Raw genomic sequence first — 16,604 nt, 5'->3', positions numbered from 1 at the left:
TATGAAATAAATCGCCCATCCGGGAAGGATGGGCGATAAGATTTTAGTCACACTGAACTTTGATCGCCAGACCGCCGCGAGAGGTCTCACGGTATTTGGCGTTCATGTCTTTCCCCGTCTCGTACATGGTCTCAATCACCTTATCCAGCGAAACACGCGGTTCGCTGGTGCGACGCATCGCCATACGGGCGGCGTTGATCGCTTTCACCGAGGCGATAGCGTTACGCTCGATACAGGGAACCTGAACCTGTCCGGCGACCGGGTCGCAGGTCAGCCCCAGGTTGTGCTCCATGCCGATTTCCGCCGCCACGCAAACCTGCTCCGGGCTGGCGCCAAGCAGTTCAGCCAGTCCCGCCGCCGCCATCGAGCAGGCCACGCCGACTTCGCCCTGGCAGCCGACTTCGGCACCAGAAATCGAGGCGTTCATCTTGTACAGCGCGCCGATAGCGCCCGCCGCCATAAAGTAGCGGATGTAGATATCCGGGCTGGCAGGTTCGATAAAGTGATCGTAATAGGCCAGCACCGCAGGGACGATGCCGCACGCGCCGTTGGTTGGCGCCGTGACGACGCGGCCGCCAGCGGCGTTTTCTTCGTTAACCGCCAGGGCGAACATGTTCACCCAGTCGATGACATTCATCGGATCGGTAGAGAGCTTGTCGCTGGCGACCAGCATACGGCGCAGAGCTGAGGCGCGACGCGGTACGCGCAGCGGACCCGGCAGGACGCCTTCGGTATTCATTCCACGGTCGATGCAGGCCTGCATGGTCTGCCAGACGTTGGCGAAATACGCTTCAATATCTTCTTTGCTGTGCAGCGCCAGCTCGTTTTGCATCACCATGCCGGACAGCGACAGGCCGGTTTCTTTGCAGTAGCCCAGCATCTCCGTGGCCGATTTGAACGGATATGGAACGCGCTGCTCGCTGCTGCTGTCCTTGCCGAAATGCTCTTCGTCGACGATAAACCCGCCGCCGATTGAGTAGTAGGTTTTGCTGTAGACCACTTTATCGCCGACGAGGGCATGGATCTGCATGCCGTTCTCGTGCAGGGACAGGTTGTCGTTGTGAAAACGCATACCGTCGTTCAGCGGGAAATCGACTTCCCGACGACCGTGCGCCAGCAACAGTTTGCCGCGGGTTTCAACATCGCGAATAAACGCCGGGATAGCGTCGATATCAACGGTATCCGGCATGTTGCCCGCCAGACCCATGATAATCGCGATATCGGTATGGTGGCCTTTACCGGTTAAAGACAACGAACCGTAGACGTCAACGATCACTCGGGTGACGTCATCAATCAGTCCCTTTTCGACCAGGTCATCGACGAATTGCTTCCCGGCCTTCATCGGGCCTACAGTATGGGAAGATGAGGGACCAATCCCCACCTTAAACATGTCGAATATACTTATCACGCTGGCAACACTCCTGCAGGGTTACCGAAAGGTTCCGGTAACGATGTAATAACTGCGCATAGTGTAAGAGGGAACACTGCGGGCAGCTTAACTATTCACATGAATTAAACTAATGCCTTACCCCGATTTTACTAATGTCGGAGCATACACAGGCTTCGTCTGTGCCCACAGTATAGTTAAGGCTTCACGCCGATTTGTAACGCCAGTTCACGAATAATGCCTGCGGTCATTCCCCAGACAAAATAGTGCTGATACCAGGAGAGCCAGACCCGGTGCGCGTTGCCGCGTCGGTGAATATCCAGCGGGTGGTAACGCCCCAGTCTTAATGCTTCGGCAAGCGGCATTTCAAAGACGGCGGAGACTTCGTCAACGCTGGCGTGGTAGTGCAGATTGGGCGGGATAATGCCGACGACCGGCGTTACCTGGAAACCGGTAACGCTGTCGATGGGCGGTAATACACCTATCACCTCGACCACCGAGGGCGGAATAGCCACTTCTTCCTGCGCTTCGCGCAGCGCAGCGGCAATCAGCGACGCGTCGCTACTGTCGACAGCCCCTCCCGGAAACGCCACCTGGCCCGCGTGCTTGCGCAGCAGCGGCGAACGCTGGGTCAGCAACAGTCCCGGCTGCTCGCGCCGCACGATGGGGATCAGCACTGCCGCCTTGCGTTGATTCAGCGTGGCGCGCGCGGGTTGCGGGCGTAACAGCTGAAAACGGGAGATAAAATCATCAAAACTCAGGGCCAGGCTGTCCATCGGTTAACGCTCCAGTTGTTGCAGAATACGATTAACTTTATCAAAAGTTTCCTGATATTCCGCCTCTTCCTCGCTGTCGGCCACAATGCCGCCGCCCGCCGAGCAGTAAATCTGTCCGTCGGTCGCCGTCAGAGTACGGATAGTGATACTGGTGTCCATCGTCCCGCAGAAGCTTACATAGCCGATACTGCCGCACCAGGCGTTACGCCGCTGCGGTTCCAGCTCATCGATTATCTCCATGGCGCGGATCTTCGGCGCGCCAGTGATAGAGCCGCCGGGGAACGCAGCACGCAGCAGGTCGGTGGCACGCAACGACGCAGGCAACTGCGCGCTGATGGTGCTGACCAGATGATGCACGGCCGGAAAGGGTTCAACAACGAACAATTCCGGCACCCTGACGCTGCCAGGGACGGCCACACGGCCAATATCGTTACGCATTAAATCGACGATCATCAGGTTCTCTGCCCGGTCTTTGGCCGAGGTGCGCAGCTTCTCCGCCTGCTCTGCATCGCGCTGCGGGTCGGCGAGCCGGGGCAGGGTGCCCTTGATAGGCCGGGTCTGGATATGCCCTTGCGCAAGGTGGATAAACCGCTCCGGCGACAGGCTCAGGATCGCGCTGTCGGGCAGGCGAAGAAAGGCGCTGAATGGGGCGCGGTTAACACGGTTTAGCTGGCAAAACGCCTGCCACTCATCGCCGCAGTAGCTTGCCTGGAAACGCTGAGCAAGGTTGACCTGATAGCAGTCCCCGCTTTGCAGGTACGCCTGCACCTGGCGAAACTTCTCGCCGTATACCGCCCGCGACATGTTTGAACGCCAGGGTGAGGTCAGGGCAAAGTCATCACCGGTGGAGGTGTTCAGGTTTTCCAGCCATGTCAGGCGTTGTTGCGGGTCATCGTAACTTAGCAACGAGACCGTCTGGCGCGCGTTGTCGACAATCAACGCCCAGCGATAGATGCCGATAGCCATATCGGGTGCGGCGATGTCGGCGTGCGCGAGAGCAGGTAGCGTTTCAAAGCGGCGACCTAAATCATAGCCGAACAGCCCCAGCGCGCCGCCCTGAAACGGCAGACTGTCATGGGGGAACGGCTGAATGCCGCAGGCGTCCAGCGCCTGCTGTAACAGCTGCAGCGGGTCGTCCGTCGAGGCGCGGCTTGAGCCTGCGTCGTCTATCGTGGTGACCTCGCCGCAGGTGGTGAGCGTTATTGCCGGGTCGGCGACCAGAATATCGAAACGGTTGTGCGGATGCCGGGCGTTGCCGGAGTGCAGCAGCATCGCCCACGGTGTGGCGTGCAGCGGGGTAAAATAGTGTTCAGCGGCATCAGCGCGCCAGGGCAGTGTAATGACAGAAGGGGACAACATCGACCTCAATTTAGATAGTACCATCCTCTGGCGAACCCCGGGACGGCATGAAATAATAAGCGCCCACAATGTAGCAGGAGTTCACCATGTTTGCAGGTTTACCTTCACTGAGCCACGATCAGCAGCAAAAAGCGGTCGAGCGTATTCAGACGTTAATGACCCAGGGAATGAGCAGCGGCCAGGCGATCGCCCTTGTCGCAGAAGAGTTGCGCGCCAGCCATACCGGTGAGCGGATCGTGGCGCGCTTTGAGGACGAAGACGAGTAGTCTGCCTTAGACGGCAGCGATGATTTTGATCTCGACTTTGTATTGCGGCTTCATCAGGCCTGCCTGCACGGTGCAGCGCACCGGCGCATGACCGGCCACCACCCACGCATCCCAGGCGTTGTTCATGGCGGCGAAATCGCTTTTATCGGCGAGGAAAATGGTCGCATCGAGAATTCGGGTCTTGTCGCTGCCCTGTTTTTGCAACACCGCATCGATCTGCGCCAGCGTATTCGCCGTCTGTTCAAACGCATCCGCCTCCAGGTTTTCCGGCACGCCAGTGTAATAGAGTGTCTGGTTGTGGATGACTACATCAGACCAGCGGGCTTCAGCATCAATACGCGTAATCGTCATTTCAGTTTCCTTTGTGTTATTCCATCATTTCGTCGCAAGACTGCCATATTGTCCGGGCGCTGTCATCCGTTTGGCTGGCGTTTGCCTGGGCTCCCTGACATAATCCCCTGTGTAAAAACACAGGGGGCAGCGTGACAGACGATTTTGCAACAGACGGCCAGCTGGCGAAAGCGATACCGGGATTCAAGCCGCGCGAGCCGCAGCGTCAGATGGCGCGAGCGGTGACGGAGGCCATCGACGAAACCCGACCGCTGGTGGTTGAAGCTGGGACCGGTACCGGTAAAACCTACGCCTACCTGGCGCCTGCGCTGCGCGCCGGAAAGAAAGTGATTATCTCGACCGGGTCAAAGGCGCTGCAGGACCAGCTTTATAGCCGTGACCTGCCAACTGTCGCCCGGGCGCTGGATTTTCGCGGCAAAACGGCGCTGCTGAAAGGGCGCTCCAATTACTTGTGCCTTGAGCGTCTTGAGCAACAGGCGCTGGCGGGCGGCGACCTGCCGGTGCAAACCCTGAGCGATGTCATTTTGCTGCGCAGTTGGGCGACGCAAACGCTCGACGGCGATATCAGCACCTGCGCAAGCGTGGCGGAAGACTCTCAGGCCTGGCCGCTGGTGACCAGTACCAACGATAACTGCCTTGGCAGCGACTGCCCGCTTTATAAAGACTGCTTTGTCGTGAAAGCGCGTAAAAAAGCGATGGATGCCGATGTGGTGGTGGTCAACCATCACCTGTTTCTGGCCGACATGGTGGTCAAAGAGAGCGGTTTTGCTGAGCTTATCCCCGAAGCGGAAGTGATGATATTCGATGAAGCGCACCAGCTTCCGGATATCGCCAGCCAGTATTTCGGCCAGTCGCTCTCGAGCCGGCAGTTGCTCGATCTGGCCAAAGACATCACCATTTCCTACCGCACCGAATTAAAAGATACCCAGCAGTTGCAAAAATGCGCCGACCGTCTGGCGCAGGCCACCCAGGATTTTCGCCTGCAGCTTGGCGAGCCGGGGTATCGCGGCAACCTGCGCGAGCTGCTGGCCGACAGCGGCATCAGCCGGGCGCTGGTGCTGCTCGATGATGCGCTTGAGCTGTGCTATGACGTCGCCAAACTTTCGCTGGGCCGTTCCGCGCTGCTGGACGCCGCCTTTGAACGCGCCACGCTGTACCGCAGCCGTCTGAAGCGTCTGAAGGAGATTAACCAGCCGGGTTACAGCTACTGGTATGAATGCACCTCGCGTCACTTCACGTTGGCGCTGACGCCTCTGACGGTCGCCGACAAGTTCAAAGAGGTGATGGCGCAAAAGCCCGGTAGCTGGATTTTTACCTCCGCAACGCTCTCGGTAAATGACGATCTCCACCACTTTACGGCGCGTCTCGGTATCGACGAAGCGCAATCCCTGCTGCTGCCAAGCCCGTTTGACTATGCCCGGCAGGCGCTGTTGTGCGTACCGCGCAATCTTCCTTCGCCGAACCAGCCGGGGGCGGCGCGTCAACTGGCGGCGATGCTGCGCCCGATGATTGAGGCCAATAACGGCCGTTGCTTTATGCTGTGTACCTCGCACGCCATGATGCGCGATCTCGCCGAACAGTTTCGCGCAACGCTGACGCTGCCGGTACTGATGCAAGGAGAAACCAGCAAAGGGCAACTGCTGCGGCAGTTCGTCAGCGCGGGCAATGCGCTGCTGGTGGCGACCAGCAGTTTCTGGGAAGGGGTGGACGTACGCGGCGACGCGCTGTCGCTGGTGATTATCGACAAACTGCCGTTTACTTCGCCGGACGATCCGCTGCTTAAAGCGCGCATGGAGGACTGCCGTTTGCGCGGCGGCGATCCCTTTGACGAGGTCCAACTGCCGGATGCGGTGATCACCCTTAAGCAGGGCGTCGGGCGGCTAATCCGCGACGTCGACGATCGCGGCGTGCTGGTGATATGCGACAACCGACTGGTGATGCGTCCTTACGGCGCGGTGTTCCTCGCCAGCCTGCCGCCGACGCCGCGCACGCGCGACATCAGCCGGGCGGTGCGCTTCCTGGCGGTGCCATTGGCGCGGTAATCTGTGATGAACTGTGGTAAGATGCGCGCCATTTTGTTGATAAGCTATTGCGAGAGCGCAACATCCTATGCGAATCCTGGCTATTGATACCGCGACCGAGGCCTGCTCTGCGGCTCTGTGGAACGACGGTAACACTTCTGCTCATTTTGAGCTTTGCCCCCGTGAACACACCCAGCGCATTCTGCCCCTGGTTCAGGACATCCTGAGCGAGAGCGGCGTGATGCTGACGGAACTTAACGCGCTGGCCTTTGGCCGCGGCCCCGGCAGTTTTACCGGCGTGCGTATTGGTATCGGTATTGCCCAGGGGTTGGCGCTGGGCGCCAGCCTGCCAATGATCGGCGTATCGACGCTGATGACCATGGCGCAGGGCGCCTGGCGTAAAACGGGCGCAACCCGCGTACTGGCGGCGATTGATGCCCGTATGGGCGAAGTCTATTGGGCGGAGTACGTGCGTGATGAACAGGGCGTCTGGCAGGGTGAGGCCAGCGAGGCGGTACTGAAGCCAGAAGCAGTCAGCGAACGCTTAACACAGCTTACGGGCGAATGGGCGATGGTGGGCACTGGCTGGAAAGCCTGGCCTGACATGATACAGGGCGCAGCGGTAACGCTTATCGACGGCGAAGTCCTGTTGCCAGCGGCAGAAGACATGTTGCCTATCGCGGTTCACCTGCTGGCGGAAGGTAAGACGGTCGCTGTTGAGCTCGCTGAGCCGGTTTATTTACGTAATGAAGTCGCGTGGAAGAAACTTCCGGGCCGTGAATGAATCTTAGTGGATGAGGACTCAGCATTTTAGGAGCTGCATCATGGCGGGTAAAAATCAGTGGGGACGCTGGCTGCTGGCTGGCGTTATTGCCGCAGCGTTAAGCGGTTGTGTATCCGTACCGGATGCGATTAAAGGAACGAGCCCGACGCCGCAGCAGGATCTGGTGCGCGTTATGGCGGCGCCACAGCTGTATGTCGGCCAGGAAGCCCGCTTTGGCGGCAAGGTCGTGAATGTGCTGAATGAAAACGGCAAAACGCGGCTGGAAATTGCCACCGTACCGTTAGATGACGGCGCCCGCCCGGAACTGGGCGTTCCCTCCCGGGGACGCATTTATGCTGACATCGCCGGGTTCCTTGACCCGGTCGATTACCGCAATCAACTGGTGACCGTTGTCGGACCGATCACCGGAACGGTAAAAGGTAAAATTGGCGAATCGCCGTACACCTTTATGCTGATGCAGGTGACAGGTTACAAACGCTGGAATGTGACGCAGCAAGTGGTCATGCCACCGCAACCTGTCGACCCCTGGTACTGGGGACCGGGGCCGTACCCGCGCCGCTATGGCTACGGCGGCTGGGGATGGTATAACCCGGGACCTGCCACGGTACAGACCATTGTAACCGAATAAGTTGTTGTTCTTAGAGTGAAAAGAAACAGCGGCCCGTCCGCTGTTTCTTTATGAGTAACGTCATAAGAAAAATAAATAGTGACGCGCTTCGCAACCTGAAATTCGATTAATTAATAAACTGGTACGCTGAGTTAATATAATGTTAACGGCTTGTTTATTAACAGGGGTTGCGATGACGACGAATTCTCATTTCAGAGGTGATGCATTGAAGAAGGTTTGGCTTAAACGCTATCCCGCAGATGTCCCTGCGGAGATCAATCCCGACCGTTATCAATCCCTGGTAGACCTGTTCGAGCAAGCGGCGACGCGCTACGCCGATCAGCCCGCGTTTGTGAATATGGGCGAAGTGATGACATTCCGTAAGCTGGAGGAACGCAGCCGTGCGTTTTCCGCTTACCTCCAGCAGGGGCTCGGCCTGAATAAGGGCGACCGCGTGGCGTTGATGATGCCTAACCTGCTGCAATACCCGGTAGCGCTGTTCGGTATCCTGCGTGCCGGGATGATCGTGGTGAACGTTAACCCGCTGTACACGCCCCGCGAGCTGGAACATCAGCTTAACGACAGCGGCGCGGCGGCGATCGTCATCGTTTCCAACTTCGCTCACACGCTGGAAAAGGTCGTCGACAAAACACAGGTGAAACATGTGATCCTGACGCGGATGGGCGATCAGCTCTCTACCGCCAAAGGGACGCTGGTTAACTTTGTCGTCAAATACATCAAACGCCTGGTGCCGAAGTACCATCTGCCGGACGCTATCTCGTTTCGTAGCGCGCTGCATCACGGATACCGGATGCAGTACATCAAGCCGGAAGTGGTGTCTGAAGACCTGGCCTTCCTGCAGTATACCGGCGGCACTACCGGCGTTGCGAAGGGCGCGATGCTGACGCACCGCAATATGCTCGCCAATCTCGAACAGGTGCACGCCACTTATGGCCCGCTGTTCAGGCCGGGGAAAGAGCTGGTGGTCACCGCGCTGCCGCTTTATCACATTTTCGCCCTGACCATGAACTGCCTGCTGTTTATCGAACTGGGTGGGCAAAACCTACTTATTACCAACCCGCGCGATATTCCAGGGCTGGTGAAGGAGATGGCGAAGTATCCGTTTACCGCGATAACCGGGGTCAACACGCTGTTCAACGCGCTGTTAAACAATAAAGAGTTTCAGCAACTGGATTTCTCCACCCTGCGCCTGTCCGCTGGCGGCGGAATGCCGGTGCAGAATGTGGTGGCCGAGCGTTGGGTAAAGCTGACCGGGCGCTATCTGCTGGAAGGTTACGGCCTGACAGAGTGCTCGCCGCTAGTGAGCGTCAATCCGCATGATATTGATAATCACAGCGGCAGCATTGGCCTGCCGGTGCCGTCCACCGATGCAAAGCTGGTGGACGACGACGACAACGAGGTCGCGCCAGGTGAAGCCGGGGAGCTGTGCATACGCGGACCGCAGGTGATGCTGGGCTACTGGCAGCGGCCGGACGCCACCGCCGAAATAATCAAAGATGGCTGGCTGCATACCGGCGACATTGCCGTTGTCGATGAAGAAGGGTTCCTGCGCATTGTCGATCGCAAGAAAGATATGATTCTGGTCTCCGGCTTCAACGTCTACCCGAATGAAATCGAAGATGTGGTCATGCAGCATCCTGGAGTACAGGAAGTGGCGGCAGTCGGTGTACCTTCCGGCAGCAGCGGTGAAGCGGTTAAAATTTTTGTGGTGAAAAAGGACGCGTCCCTCAACGAGGAGGCGCTGATCACCTTCTGCCGCCGCCAGTTGACCGGCTATAAGGTGCCGAAACTGGTCGAGTTTCGCAGCGAACTGCCGAAATCCAACGTCGGCAAAATTTTGCGACGAGAACTTCGTGACGAAGCGCGTGCTAAAGTGGAAAATAAAGCCTGAGCTACGTGTAAGTCGCCCGAAGACGCCGGCTAAGCCGGCGTTTTTTATGGGCGCAAACCATAGAGAAAGCAGATTGAACTACCAAATGATAACTCAGGACGATGCGTTAAAAGCCGCCTGTGACGCCGCGCGCAACGTGCCTGCCATTGCGCTGGATACCGAATTTGTTCGCACCCGTACCTATTATCCGCAGCTTGGCCTGATTCAGATGTATGACGGCGAAAACGTTGTGCTCATTGACCCGCTGAGTATTACCGACTGGACGCCGTTTCGCGACCTGCTGCTGGACAGCGCGGTGACCAAGTACCTGCACGCGGGCAGTGAAGACCTGGAAGTGTTCCTTAATGCTTTCGGCGTACTGCCTGAACCGCTGATTGATACGCAAATCCTGGCCGCGTTTTGCGGCCGCCCGATGTCATGGGGATTTGCCTCGATGGTGGAGGAGTACACCGGGATTGCGCTGGATAAAAGCGAGTCACGTACCGACTGGCTGGCGCGTCCGCTCACCGAGCGGCAGTGCGATTACGCCGCCGCCGATGTCTGGTACCTGCTGCCTATCGCCCAGAAGCTGATGGCGGAAACGCAGAGCAGCGGCTGGCTTCCTGCCGCGCTGGATGAGTGCCGTCTGATGCAGCAGCGCCGACGCGAGGTGGTGTCGCCGTCCGAGGCCTGGCGCGATATCTCCAACGCCTGGCAACTGCGCACGCGCCAGCTTGCCTGTCTGCAACTGCTTGCCGACTGGCGACTGCGTAAAGCGCGTGAGCGCGATTTGGCGGTCAACTTCGTGGTGCGTGAAGAGCATCTGTGGAGCGTCGCACGTTATATGCCGGGCAGTATGGGCGAGCTGGACAGCCTCGGGCTTTCCGGTAGTGAAATTCGTTTCCACGGCAAGACGTTGCTGGGGCTGGTCAGCACCGCGCAGGCGCTACCGGAAGAGGCGCTGCCAGCGCCTCTGCTGAACCTGATGGATATGCCGGGATACCGCAAAGTTTTTAAAGAGATTAAAACGCTGGTGCAGGATGTCAGTAAAGAGAAGGGCGTCAGCGCGGAGCTGTTGGCCTCGCGTCGTCAAATCAACCAGTTGTTGAATGCGCACTGGGGCCTTAAGGCGCCAAACGGCGTACCGGAAATGCTGGCGGGATGGCGAGGTGAAATGATGGCCGGGAGGCTTAATACGCTGCTGAAAGCGTACCCGCGTCAGAGCGAGTGAGGAAGCCGGGCGGGGTAAAGCCTGCCCGGCTGACAACAGGAAAAGACGTTTTACGTTCTCGACTCTTCCGCTTCAGGAAGCGTCACGTTGAGCTCCAGAATGGAGATGTCGCCGTCTTTTTGCTCCAACTGCACGGTGACCATTTCCGGGTCGATCTGCACGTATTTACAAATCACCTCCAGAATGTCCTTGCGAAGCTGCGGCAAATAGTGCGGCTCCGCATCGCTGCGGCGACGCTCAGCCACGATAATTTGCAGACGCTCTTTAGCGATGTTGGCGGTGTTCTTTTTTCGTGAGAGAAAAAAGTCGAGTAATGCCATAATTTATCCTCCGAACAGGCGTTTGAGGAAACCTTTCTTCTCTTCTTCGATGAAGCGGAAAGGACGTTCTTCTCCCAGCAGACGTTCAACCGTATCTGCATAGGCTTTGCCTGCGTCAGATATGGTATCCAGAATAACGGGTTCACCCTGGTTAGAGGCGCGCAGAACAGATTGATCTTCCGGGATCACGCCAACCAGTTTAATGCGCAGAATTTCCAGCACATCTTCCATGCTCAGCATATCGCCGTTGTTCACCCGGCTCGGGTTGTAACGGGTCAGCAGCAAGTGTTCTCTAATCGCATCGTCACCGTTTTCGGCGCGGCGGGATTTCGATGCCAGAATGCCGAGGATACGGTCAGAGTCGCGCACGGAAGAGACTTCCGGGTTGGTGGTGATAATGGCTTCATCGGCGAAATAGAGCGCCATCAGCGCACCGGTTTCGATACCGGCCGGTGAGTCGCACACGATGAAGTCAAAATCCATTTTCTTGAGTTCATCAAGCACTTTCTCCACACCTTCACGGGTCAGCGCATCTTTGTCGCGCGTCTGCGATGCCGGGAGGATAAAGAGATTTTCAGTACGTTTGTCTTTAATCAGTGCCTGATTAAGCGTGGCATCACCCTGGATGACGTTAACGAAGTCATACACGACACGGCGCTCGCAACCCATGATCAGGTCAAGGTTACGCAGGCCAATATCAAAATCGATAACGACAGTTTTCTTTCCCTTCTGGGCCAAACCAGTAGCGATGGCCGCGCTGGAGGTGGTCTTGCCAACGCCCCCTTTACCCGAAGTAACTACAATAATGCGTGCCATAGAAATTCCTTGTTAAAAAGGGATTAGTTTAACGGTTCAATTGTCAAAGCGGTGGCGTCCAGACGCAGACGGGTCGCTTTGCCATAAAATTCGGCCGGGATTTTATCGCTCAGCCAGTATTCCCCTGCGATGGACACCAGTTCCGCTGCAAGGTGAGTACAAAATATTTGTGCGTCTCTGTCGCCACTGGCGCCAGCAAGCGCGCGTCCCCGCATCATGCCGTAAACGTGAATATTGCCGTCAGCGATAAGTTCTGCACCGGCGCTGACGTGACTTGTCACAATCAGATCACAGTGTGGTGCATAAATGCGCTGACCGGAACGAACCGGCATATCAATCAATCGCGTTTTTGTGACCGGGGTAGCAATTGGGGCAGGAGTCGGAGGTGCTGGCGGAGCCGAACGGGCAATTTTTTCTTTCCCTTCAGTTAATAAGGGAATACCCGCACTGTCTATTTCCGCTTTTAATTGCGGATTTTTACAGCCGCTGACGCCCATAATGCGCAGGCCCGTTGCGGTAATAGCTTGCTGTAACGGTTGCCAGCTCACGGCATCGACAAGACTGCTGATATTCACCACCACAGGGGCGTGGCGTAGGAAAGCCGGTGCCTGGGCGATTTTGTCTTCTAACGCCTGACGAATAACCTCGGGTTTTGCCTCATGCAAATGAACCACTGATAAGGTAAAGCTACTGCCTTTAAGTTCGATTGGCGTATATGACATCCTGGCCTTACTCAATTTATTCTCTATCGCCCGCCGATATGCGGTGATATTCCGAAGACTATCAGGCATGTTATAGTCACAAATATACAGAGGCAAGTAACCACGGACTAATTCAGAGTAAAAGTATGTTTTGTGTGATCTACCGGAGTACCAAACGCGACCAGACCTATCTGTATGTCGAAAAAAAAGACGATTTTTCGCGCGTACCTGAAGAATTAATGCAGGGGTTCGGTCAGCCGAAGCTGGCGATGATCCTGCCGCTTGATGGCCGCAAAAAGCTGGTCAATGCCAGTCTTGATAAAGTGAAGCAGGCGCTGGCCGATCAGGGCTACTATCTGCAGCTTCCGCCTCCGCCGGAAAACCTGCTGAAGCAATATCTGGCGGAGAACGGGAAAAAATAACGTTCGATTAGGGGGCATTATGTATCAGCATCATAACTGGCAGGGAGCGCTGCTGGATTACCCGGTCAGCAAAGTGGTTTGTGTGGGCAGCAACTACGCTAAGCACATTCAGGAGATGGGAAGCGCCGTGCCGGATGAGCCGGTGTTGTTTATCAAACCTGAAACGGCATTGTGCGATATTCGCCAGCCGCTGGTGCTGCCGCAGGGGCTGGGCTCGGTACATCATGAGGTGGAGTTGGCGATACTGATTGGCAGCACGTTACGTCAGGCGACCGAAGAGCATGTGCGCAAAGCGATTGCCGGTTACGGCGTGGCGCTCGATCTCACGCTGCGTGACATCCAGGGCAAGATGAAAAAGGCTGGTCAGCCGTGGGAAAAGGCGAAAGGTTTTGACTACTCGTGTCCGATTTCCGGCTTTATTCCTGCCGCCGAGTTTCAGGGCGATCCGCAGAACACCCCGCTATCGCTAAAAATCAATGGCGATATGCGCCAGCAGGGCTCTACGGCGGATATGATCCACAAAATCGTGCCCCTTATCGCCTATATGAGCCGTTTCTTCACCCTGAAGAGCGGTGACGTTATCCTGACCGGGACGCCGGAAGGCGTCGGCCCGCTGCACAGCGGCGATGAGCTGGAGGTCAGCTTCAACGGCCACTCGCTGACCACCCGCGTGCTGTAACGACGAATTGCCGCCTGAGAAAGGCGGCAAAACTTGCATCCGCAGGCCAGACTGGTTATAAGGTGCACCCTGGTTTTTAATGGCGGATATCCTGATGAGCGACACACCTTTCTGGCAGCGTAAAACGCTTGAGCAAATGACTGACGCCGAGTGGGAGTCGTTGTGCGATGGCTGCGGACAGTGCTGCCTGCACAAGCTGATGGATGACGATACCGATGAAATCTATTTCACCAACGTCGCCTGCCGCCAACTGAACATTAAAACCTGCCAGTGCCGCAACTATGAACGCCGCTTCGAGTACGAGCCGGACTGCATCAAGCTTACCCGCGACAACCTGCCTACCTTCGAGTGGCTGCCGCATACCTGCGCCTATCGACTGCTGGCGGAGGGGAAACCGCTGCCCGCCTGGCACCCGCTGCTTACCGGGTCAAAAGCGGCGATGCACGGCGAACGGATCTCAGTGCGCCATATCGCGGTAAAAGAGTCCGAAGTCAGAGACTGGCAGGATCATATTTTAAATAAACCGGACTGGGCGCGTTAATCATCGCGTTGAATTGCCGGTGCATGAAATAATAAAGGCTCCCGCAGGAGCCTTTATTATTTTGTCGTTTATTTAACGCCCAAAGAGATCGCGTTTTTTCGGCTTGAACGGCTGAGCAAGCAATACCAGCACCGCGACAATCAGATAAGCGGCAAAAATACCCACCAGCCACTGCGGCATTTCCAGCGTGAGGAATTCCCACTGGCGCACAGAACAGTCACCGCTGGCTAAAAACACCTGCGGCAGCCATTTGTCGAGCGGCAGCCAGCTCGGGAAACGCGCGGCGAAATCACAGGTCATAAACGGGGAAGGGTGGAGCTGGATCATAGTGTGTTCCCATGCCAGCTGCAGCCCGCGCCAGGCGCTGTAAATCCAGATAAGGATCGCGGCATAGCGCAGCGGAGATTTTGGCGCAATCGCCCCAACCAGTCCGGCGCCCAACACGCCAAACAGCGCGCAGCGCTCATAGATGCATAACACACAGGGTTTCAGCAGCATGACATGCTGGAACCAGAGTGCCACCGCCTCCAGCGCAAGAGCGGTAAACGCCATCAGTAACCACGCTCCGCGACCTCTGGAGCACTGGTTTAAGAATCGCAACATAATCATTTCCCGGAACATGCTAAGACAAGGCAGTGTAAACGAAAACCATAGCAGCGCCACTACCCAGGGTGAAAATATTATGCCTGCGTATAATTTTCACCCGGTGATAACCACCGGGTGCCAATTTTGCAACGTTTAATGGGCTGCCAGCGGGGTACTGACGATCACGCCATGGGCTGTCAGCCAGTCGGTGGCGGGGATCAGCGTAAACTCGACGCACAGCAACCCAACCAGCGTCAGCACCAGCGTATACGGCAGCGCCATCCAGACCATACGCCCGTACGACAGACGGATAAGCGGCGCCAGCGCGGAGGTGAGTAAGAACAGAAACGCCGCCTGGCCGTTCGGCGTCGCCACCGATGGCAGGTTTGTCCCGGTATTAATCGCCACTGCCAGCATCTCAAACTGCGACAAGGAGATTGCGCCGTTTTCCAGCGCCGTTTTGGCCTCGTTGATGTACACCGTTCCGACGAAGACGTTATCGGAAATTGACGAGAGCAGGCCGTTGAACAGGTAAAACAGCGACAGCTGCGCATGCGGCGAGGCTTGCAGCACAAAGTCAATGACCGGCGCAAACAGCTGCTGCTCGATAATCACCGCGACGATGGCGAAGAACACGGTCAGCAAAGCCGTAAAGGGCAGCGCTTCGGTAAAGGCTTTACCGATGGCGTGCTCATCGGTCACGCCGGTGAGCGATGTGGCAAGGATAATCACCGACAGGCCGATAAGCCCCACTTCGGCAAGATGGAGGGCCAGCGCGACGATAAGCCAAACGCCGATCACGCCCTGCACCGCCAGACGCAGGACCTCCTGACGGCTGCGCTGCTGGCGGCTGCGGGTGTCAAAATCCTCTAGTACCGCGCGCACACTCTCCGGCAGCGGCTCCCCGTAGCCGAACACTTTGAACTTCTCGACCAGCAGGCAGGTCAGCAGGCCGCAGACAAATACCGGCAGGGTAACGGGCATCATGCGCAGGAAAAACTCGCCGAAATGCCATCCCGCCGTTTTGGCGATGATCAGGTTTTGCGGCTCGCCGACCATCGTCATCACGCCGCCCAGCGCGGTGCCTACCCCGGCATGCATCATCAGGCTGCGCAAAAAGGCGCGGAATTTCTCCAGCACTTCGCGGTAGTGCTTATCGATATGGCTGTCGTCCTGCAGGTCGCTATCGTCAGGGCGCGCCGAGGCCGCACGGTGGTAAATACCGTAAAAACCGACGGCGACGCTGATGATGACGGCGACCACCGTCAGGGCATCCAGGAACGCGGATAAGAAGGCGGCAGCGAGGCAAAACGACATCGACAGCAGCATCTTGCTGCGGATAGTCAGCAGCAGGCGGGTAAAGATGAACAGCAGGAGCTGTTTCATAAAGTAAATCCCGGCCACCATGAAGATCAGCAGCAGCAGGACTTCCAGGTTATTGGCAATCTCTTCACGCACATGCCCGGCGCTGGTCATACCGATAAGCACCGCCTCGATAGCCAGCAGGCCGCCAGGAAGCAGCGGGTAGCACTTGAGCGCCATCGCTAACGTAAAAATGAACTCAATCACCAGCAGCCACCCAGCGGTAAAGGGGCTGAAGGCGAAAACGACCGGATTGATGATTAAGAAGAGCAGTAATGCCAGTTTGTACCAGTCCGGTGACTGGCCGAGAAAATTGCGCCACAGCGCACGAGAGTAAGACATTTCCATGACAGTATTCCGATCCCGTCGGCGGTATAACAAACGTTCCTGATAAATGAGCGTGTAAGTATCAGGCCTGAACCTTTCAGGATCAACCCAAGAAAGTGGAATAACAAATTTGGTAAAATGAAACGGCGATCCCTTTTTAATTAACGTTGCGTGCTAT

18 protein-coding genes are annotated in these 16,604 nt (G+C 56.9%); 9 read left to right on the top strand and 9 right to left on the bottom strand.

All coding sequences use genetic code 11. From position 1 onward, the window contains the following. Positions 1 to 43 precede the first annotated feature (43 nt). From sdaA to pabB, 3 genes are all read right to left on the bottom strand, one after another. Positions 44 to 1,408 carry an L-serine ammonia-lyase gene (gene sdaA / locus JO226_RS12275; protein WP_293586021.1) on the bottom strand — a complete coding sequence of 455 codons (1,365 nt, stop codon included), beginning with the start codon at positions 1,406 to 1,408 and terminating at the stop codon, positions 44 to 46. Positions 1,409 to 1,584: 176 nt separating this feature from the next. After that, complete coding sequence (locus tag JO226_RS12270) at positions 1,585 to 2,163, bottom strand: CoA pyrophosphatase (RefSeq protein ID WP_293586020.1); 579 nt, start codon at positions 2,161 to 2,163, stop codon at positions 1,585 to 1,587. A gap of 3 nt (positions 2,164 to 2,166) precedes the next feature. Next, on the bottom strand, positions 2,167 to 3,522 hold the full coding sequence (pabB, locus tag JO226_RS12265; RefSeq protein ID WP_293586019.1) for an aminodeoxychorismate synthase component 1: 1,356 nt from the start codon (positions 3,520 to 3,522) through the stop codon (positions 2,167 to 2,169). Positions 3,523 to 3,608: 86 nt separating this feature from the next. Here pabB and JO226_RS12260 point away from each other — a divergent pair, with 86 nt between their 5' ends. Next, entirely contained in the window at positions 3,609 to 3,788 is a 180-nt protein-coding gene (locus JO226_RS12260) for a YoaH family protein (protein ID WP_293586018.1), read from the top strand. A 6-nt stretch (positions 3,789 to 3,794) separates the two neighbouring features. On the opposite strand, the gene JO226_RS12255 is transcribed toward JO226_RS12260, so the two are convergent. Continuing rightward, on the bottom strand, positions 3,795 to 4,139 hold the full coding sequence (locus JO226_RS12255) for a RidA family protein (RefSeq protein WP_293586017.1): 345 nt from the start codon (positions 4,137 to 4,139) through the stop codon (positions 3,795 to 3,797). A 131-nt stretch (positions 4,140 to 4,270) separates the two neighbouring features. On the opposite strand from JO226_RS12255, the gene JO226_RS12250 reads away from it, so the two are divergent. From JO226_RS12250 to rnd, 5 genes are all read left to right on the top strand, one after another. After that, positions 4,271 to 6,181, top strand: coding sequence for an ATP-dependent DNA helicase (locus JO226_RS12250; protein WP_293586016.1), 1,911 nt, complete (start codon positions 4,271 to 4,273; stop codon positions 6,179 to 6,181). Between the two features lie 67 nt (positions 6,182 to 6,248). Further along, entirely contained in the window at positions 6,249 to 6,944 is a 696-nt protein-coding gene (gene tsaB / locus JO226_RS12245) for a tRNA (adenosine(37)-N6)-threonylcarbamoyltransferase complex dimerization subunit type 1 TsaB (RefSeq protein ID WP_293586015.1), read from the top strand. 40 nt (positions 6,945 to 6,984) lie between these two features. Then, on the top strand, positions 6,985 to 7,572 hold the full coding sequence (locus tag JO226_RS12240; RefSeq protein ID WP_293586014.1) for a Slp/YeaY family lipoprotein: 588 nt from the start codon (positions 6,985 to 6,987) through the stop codon (positions 7,570 to 7,572). 205 nt (positions 7,573 to 7,777) lie between these two features. Beyond that, positions 7,778 to 9,463, top strand: a complete 1,686-nt coding sequence (gene fadD, locus JO226_RS12235) for a long-chain-fatty-acid--CoA ligase FadD (RefSeq protein ID WP_293592515.1) — start codon at positions 7,778 to 7,780, stop codon at positions 9,461 to 9,463. A 73-nt stretch (positions 9,464 to 9,536) separates the two neighbouring features. Further along, a complete protein-coding gene (gene rnd / locus JO226_RS12230; protein ID WP_293586013.1) occupies positions 9,537 to 10,673 on the top strand; it encodes a ribonuclease D in 1,137 nt (378 codons plus the stop codon). 50 nt (positions 10,674 to 10,723) lie between these two features. Here the strand turns inward: rnd and minE are convergent, their stop codons facing one another. The 3 genes from minE to minC are packed head-to-tail and all read right to left on the bottom strand — an operon-like array spanning position 10,724 to position 12,531. Then, entirely contained in the window at positions 10,724 to 10,993 is a 270-nt protein-coding gene (gene minE / locus JO226_RS12225) for a cell division topological specificity factor MinE (protein ID WP_013365984.1), read from the bottom strand. Positions 10,994 to 10,996: 3 nt separating this feature from the next. Continuing rightward, the gene (gene minD, locus JO226_RS12220) at positions 10,997 to 11,809 is read right to left on the bottom strand and encodes a septum site-determining protein MinD (RefSeq protein ID WP_293586012.1); all 813 of its coding nucleotides are present in this window, start codon (positions 11,807 to 11,809) and stop codon (positions 10,997 to 10,999) included. Between the two features lie 23 nt (positions 11,810 to 11,832). Next, positions 11,833 to 12,531, bottom strand: a complete 699-nt coding sequence (minC, locus tag JO226_RS12215) for a septum site-determining protein MinC (RefSeq protein ID WP_293586011.1) — start codon at positions 12,529 to 12,531, stop codon at positions 11,833 to 11,835. A gap of 125 nt (positions 12,532 to 12,656) precedes the next feature. Here minC and JO226_RS12210 point away from each other — a divergent pair, with 125 nt between their 5' ends. From JO226_RS12210 to JO226_RS12200, 3 genes are all read left to right on the top strand, one after another. Further along, on the top strand, positions 12,657 to 12,932 hold the full coding sequence (locus JO226_RS12210; RefSeq protein WP_293586010.1) for a YcgL domain-containing protein: 276 nt from the start codon (positions 12,657 to 12,659) through the stop codon (positions 12,930 to 12,932). Positions 12,933 to 12,951: 19 nt separating this feature from the next. Then, the gene (locus JO226_RS12205) at positions 12,952 to 13,611 is read left to right on the top strand and encodes a fumarylacetoacetate hydrolase family protein (protein ID WP_293586009.1); all 660 of its coding nucleotides are present in this window, start codon (positions 12,952 to 12,954) and stop codon (positions 13,609 to 13,611) included. Positions 13,612 to 13,705: 94 nt separating this feature from the next. Further along, complete coding sequence (locus tag JO226_RS12200; protein WP_013365989.1) at positions 13,706 to 14,152, top strand: YcgN family cysteine cluster protein; 447 nt, start codon at positions 13,706 to 13,708, stop codon at positions 14,150 to 14,152. Positions 14,153 to 14,224: 72 nt separating this feature from the next. On the opposite strand, the gene dsbB is transcribed toward JO226_RS12200, so the two are convergent. Beyond that, positions 14,225 to 14,755 (bottom strand): disulfide bond formation protein DsbB, encoded by a 531-nt coding sequence (gene dsbB / locus JO226_RS12195; protein WP_293586008.1) that lies wholly within the window; start codon positions 14,753 to 14,755, stop codon positions 14,225 to 14,227. A gap of 135 nt (positions 14,756 to 14,890) precedes the next feature. Beyond that, complete coding sequence (nhaB, locus tag JO226_RS12190; RefSeq protein WP_293586007.1) at positions 14,891 to 16,447, bottom strand: Na(+)/H(+) antiporter NhaB; 1,557 nt, start codon at positions 16,445 to 16,447, stop codon at positions 14,891 to 14,893. Positions 16,448 to 16,604: the final 157 nt, after the last annotated feature.

This window comes from Pluralibacter sp. (assembly GCF_019237635.1).
In the GTDB taxonomy this organism is placed as follows: domain Bacteria; phylum Pseudomonadota; class Gammaproteobacteria; order Enterobacterales; family Enterobacteriaceae; genus Enterobacter_B.
The sequence above is the reverse complement of the archived record's forward strand: the minus strand, read 5'-3'. Positions and strand labels throughout refer to the sequence as shown.

What these genes read in the sequence shown, in the direction of transcription:
- JO226_RS12270 (WP_293586020.1), bottom strand. Translation starts at nt 2,163, where the DNA reads ATGGACAGCCTGGCCCTGAGTTTTGATGATTTTATCTCCCGTTTTCAG.
- JO226_RS12255 (WP_293586017.1), bottom strand. Translation starts at nt 4,139, where the DNA reads ATGACGATTACGCGTATTGATGCTGAAGCCCGCTGGTCTGATGTAGTC.
- pabB (WP_293586019.1), bottom strand. Translation starts at nt 3,522, where the DNA reads ATGTTGTCCCCTTCTGTCATTACACTGCCCTGGCGCGCTGATGCCGCT.
- JO226_RS12260 (WP_293586018.1), top strand. Translation starts at nt 3,609, where the DNA reads ATGTTTGCAGGTTTACCTTCACTGAGCCACGATCAGCAGCAAAAAGCG.
- minE (WP_013365984.1), bottom strand. Translation starts at nt 10,993, where the DNA reads ATGGCATTACTCGACTTTTTTCTCTCACGAAAAAAGAACACCGCCAAC.
- minD (WP_293586012.1), bottom strand. Translation starts at nt 11,809, where the DNA reads ATGGCACGCATTATTGTAGTTACTTCGGGTAAAGGGGGCGTTGGCAAG.
- JO226_RS12205 (WP_293586009.1), top strand. Translation starts at nt 12,952, where the DNA reads ATGTATCAGCATCATAACTGGCAGGGAGCGCTGCTGGATTACCCGGTC.
- nhaB (WP_293586007.1), bottom strand. Translation starts at nt 16,447, where the DNA reads ATGGAAATGTCTTACTCTCGTGCGCTGTGGCGCAATTTTCTCGGCCAG.
- JO226_RS12240 (WP_293586014.1), top strand. Translation starts at nt 6,985, where the DNA reads ATGGCGGGTAAAAATCAGTGGGGACGCTGGCTGCTGGCTGGCGTTATT.
- dsbB (WP_293586008.1), bottom strand. Translation starts at nt 14,755, where the DNA reads ATGTTGCGATTCTTAAACCAGTGCTCCAGAGGTCGCGGAGCGTGGTTA.
- JO226_RS12200 (WP_013365989.1), top strand. Translation starts at nt 13,706, where the DNA reads ATGAGCGACACACCTTTCTGGCAGCGTAAAACGCTTGAGCAAATGACT.
- minC (WP_293586011.1), bottom strand. Translation starts at nt 12,531, where the DNA reads ATGTCATATACGCCAATCGAACTTAAAGGCAGTAGCTTTACCTTATCA.
- tsaB (WP_293586015.1), top strand. Translation starts at nt 6,249, where the DNA reads ATGCGAATCCTGGCTATTGATACCGCGACCGAGGCCTGCTCTGCGGCT.
- JO226_RS12210 (WP_293586010.1), top strand. Translation starts at nt 12,657, where the DNA reads ATGTTTTGTGTGATCTACCGGAGTACCAAACGCGACCAGACCTATCTG.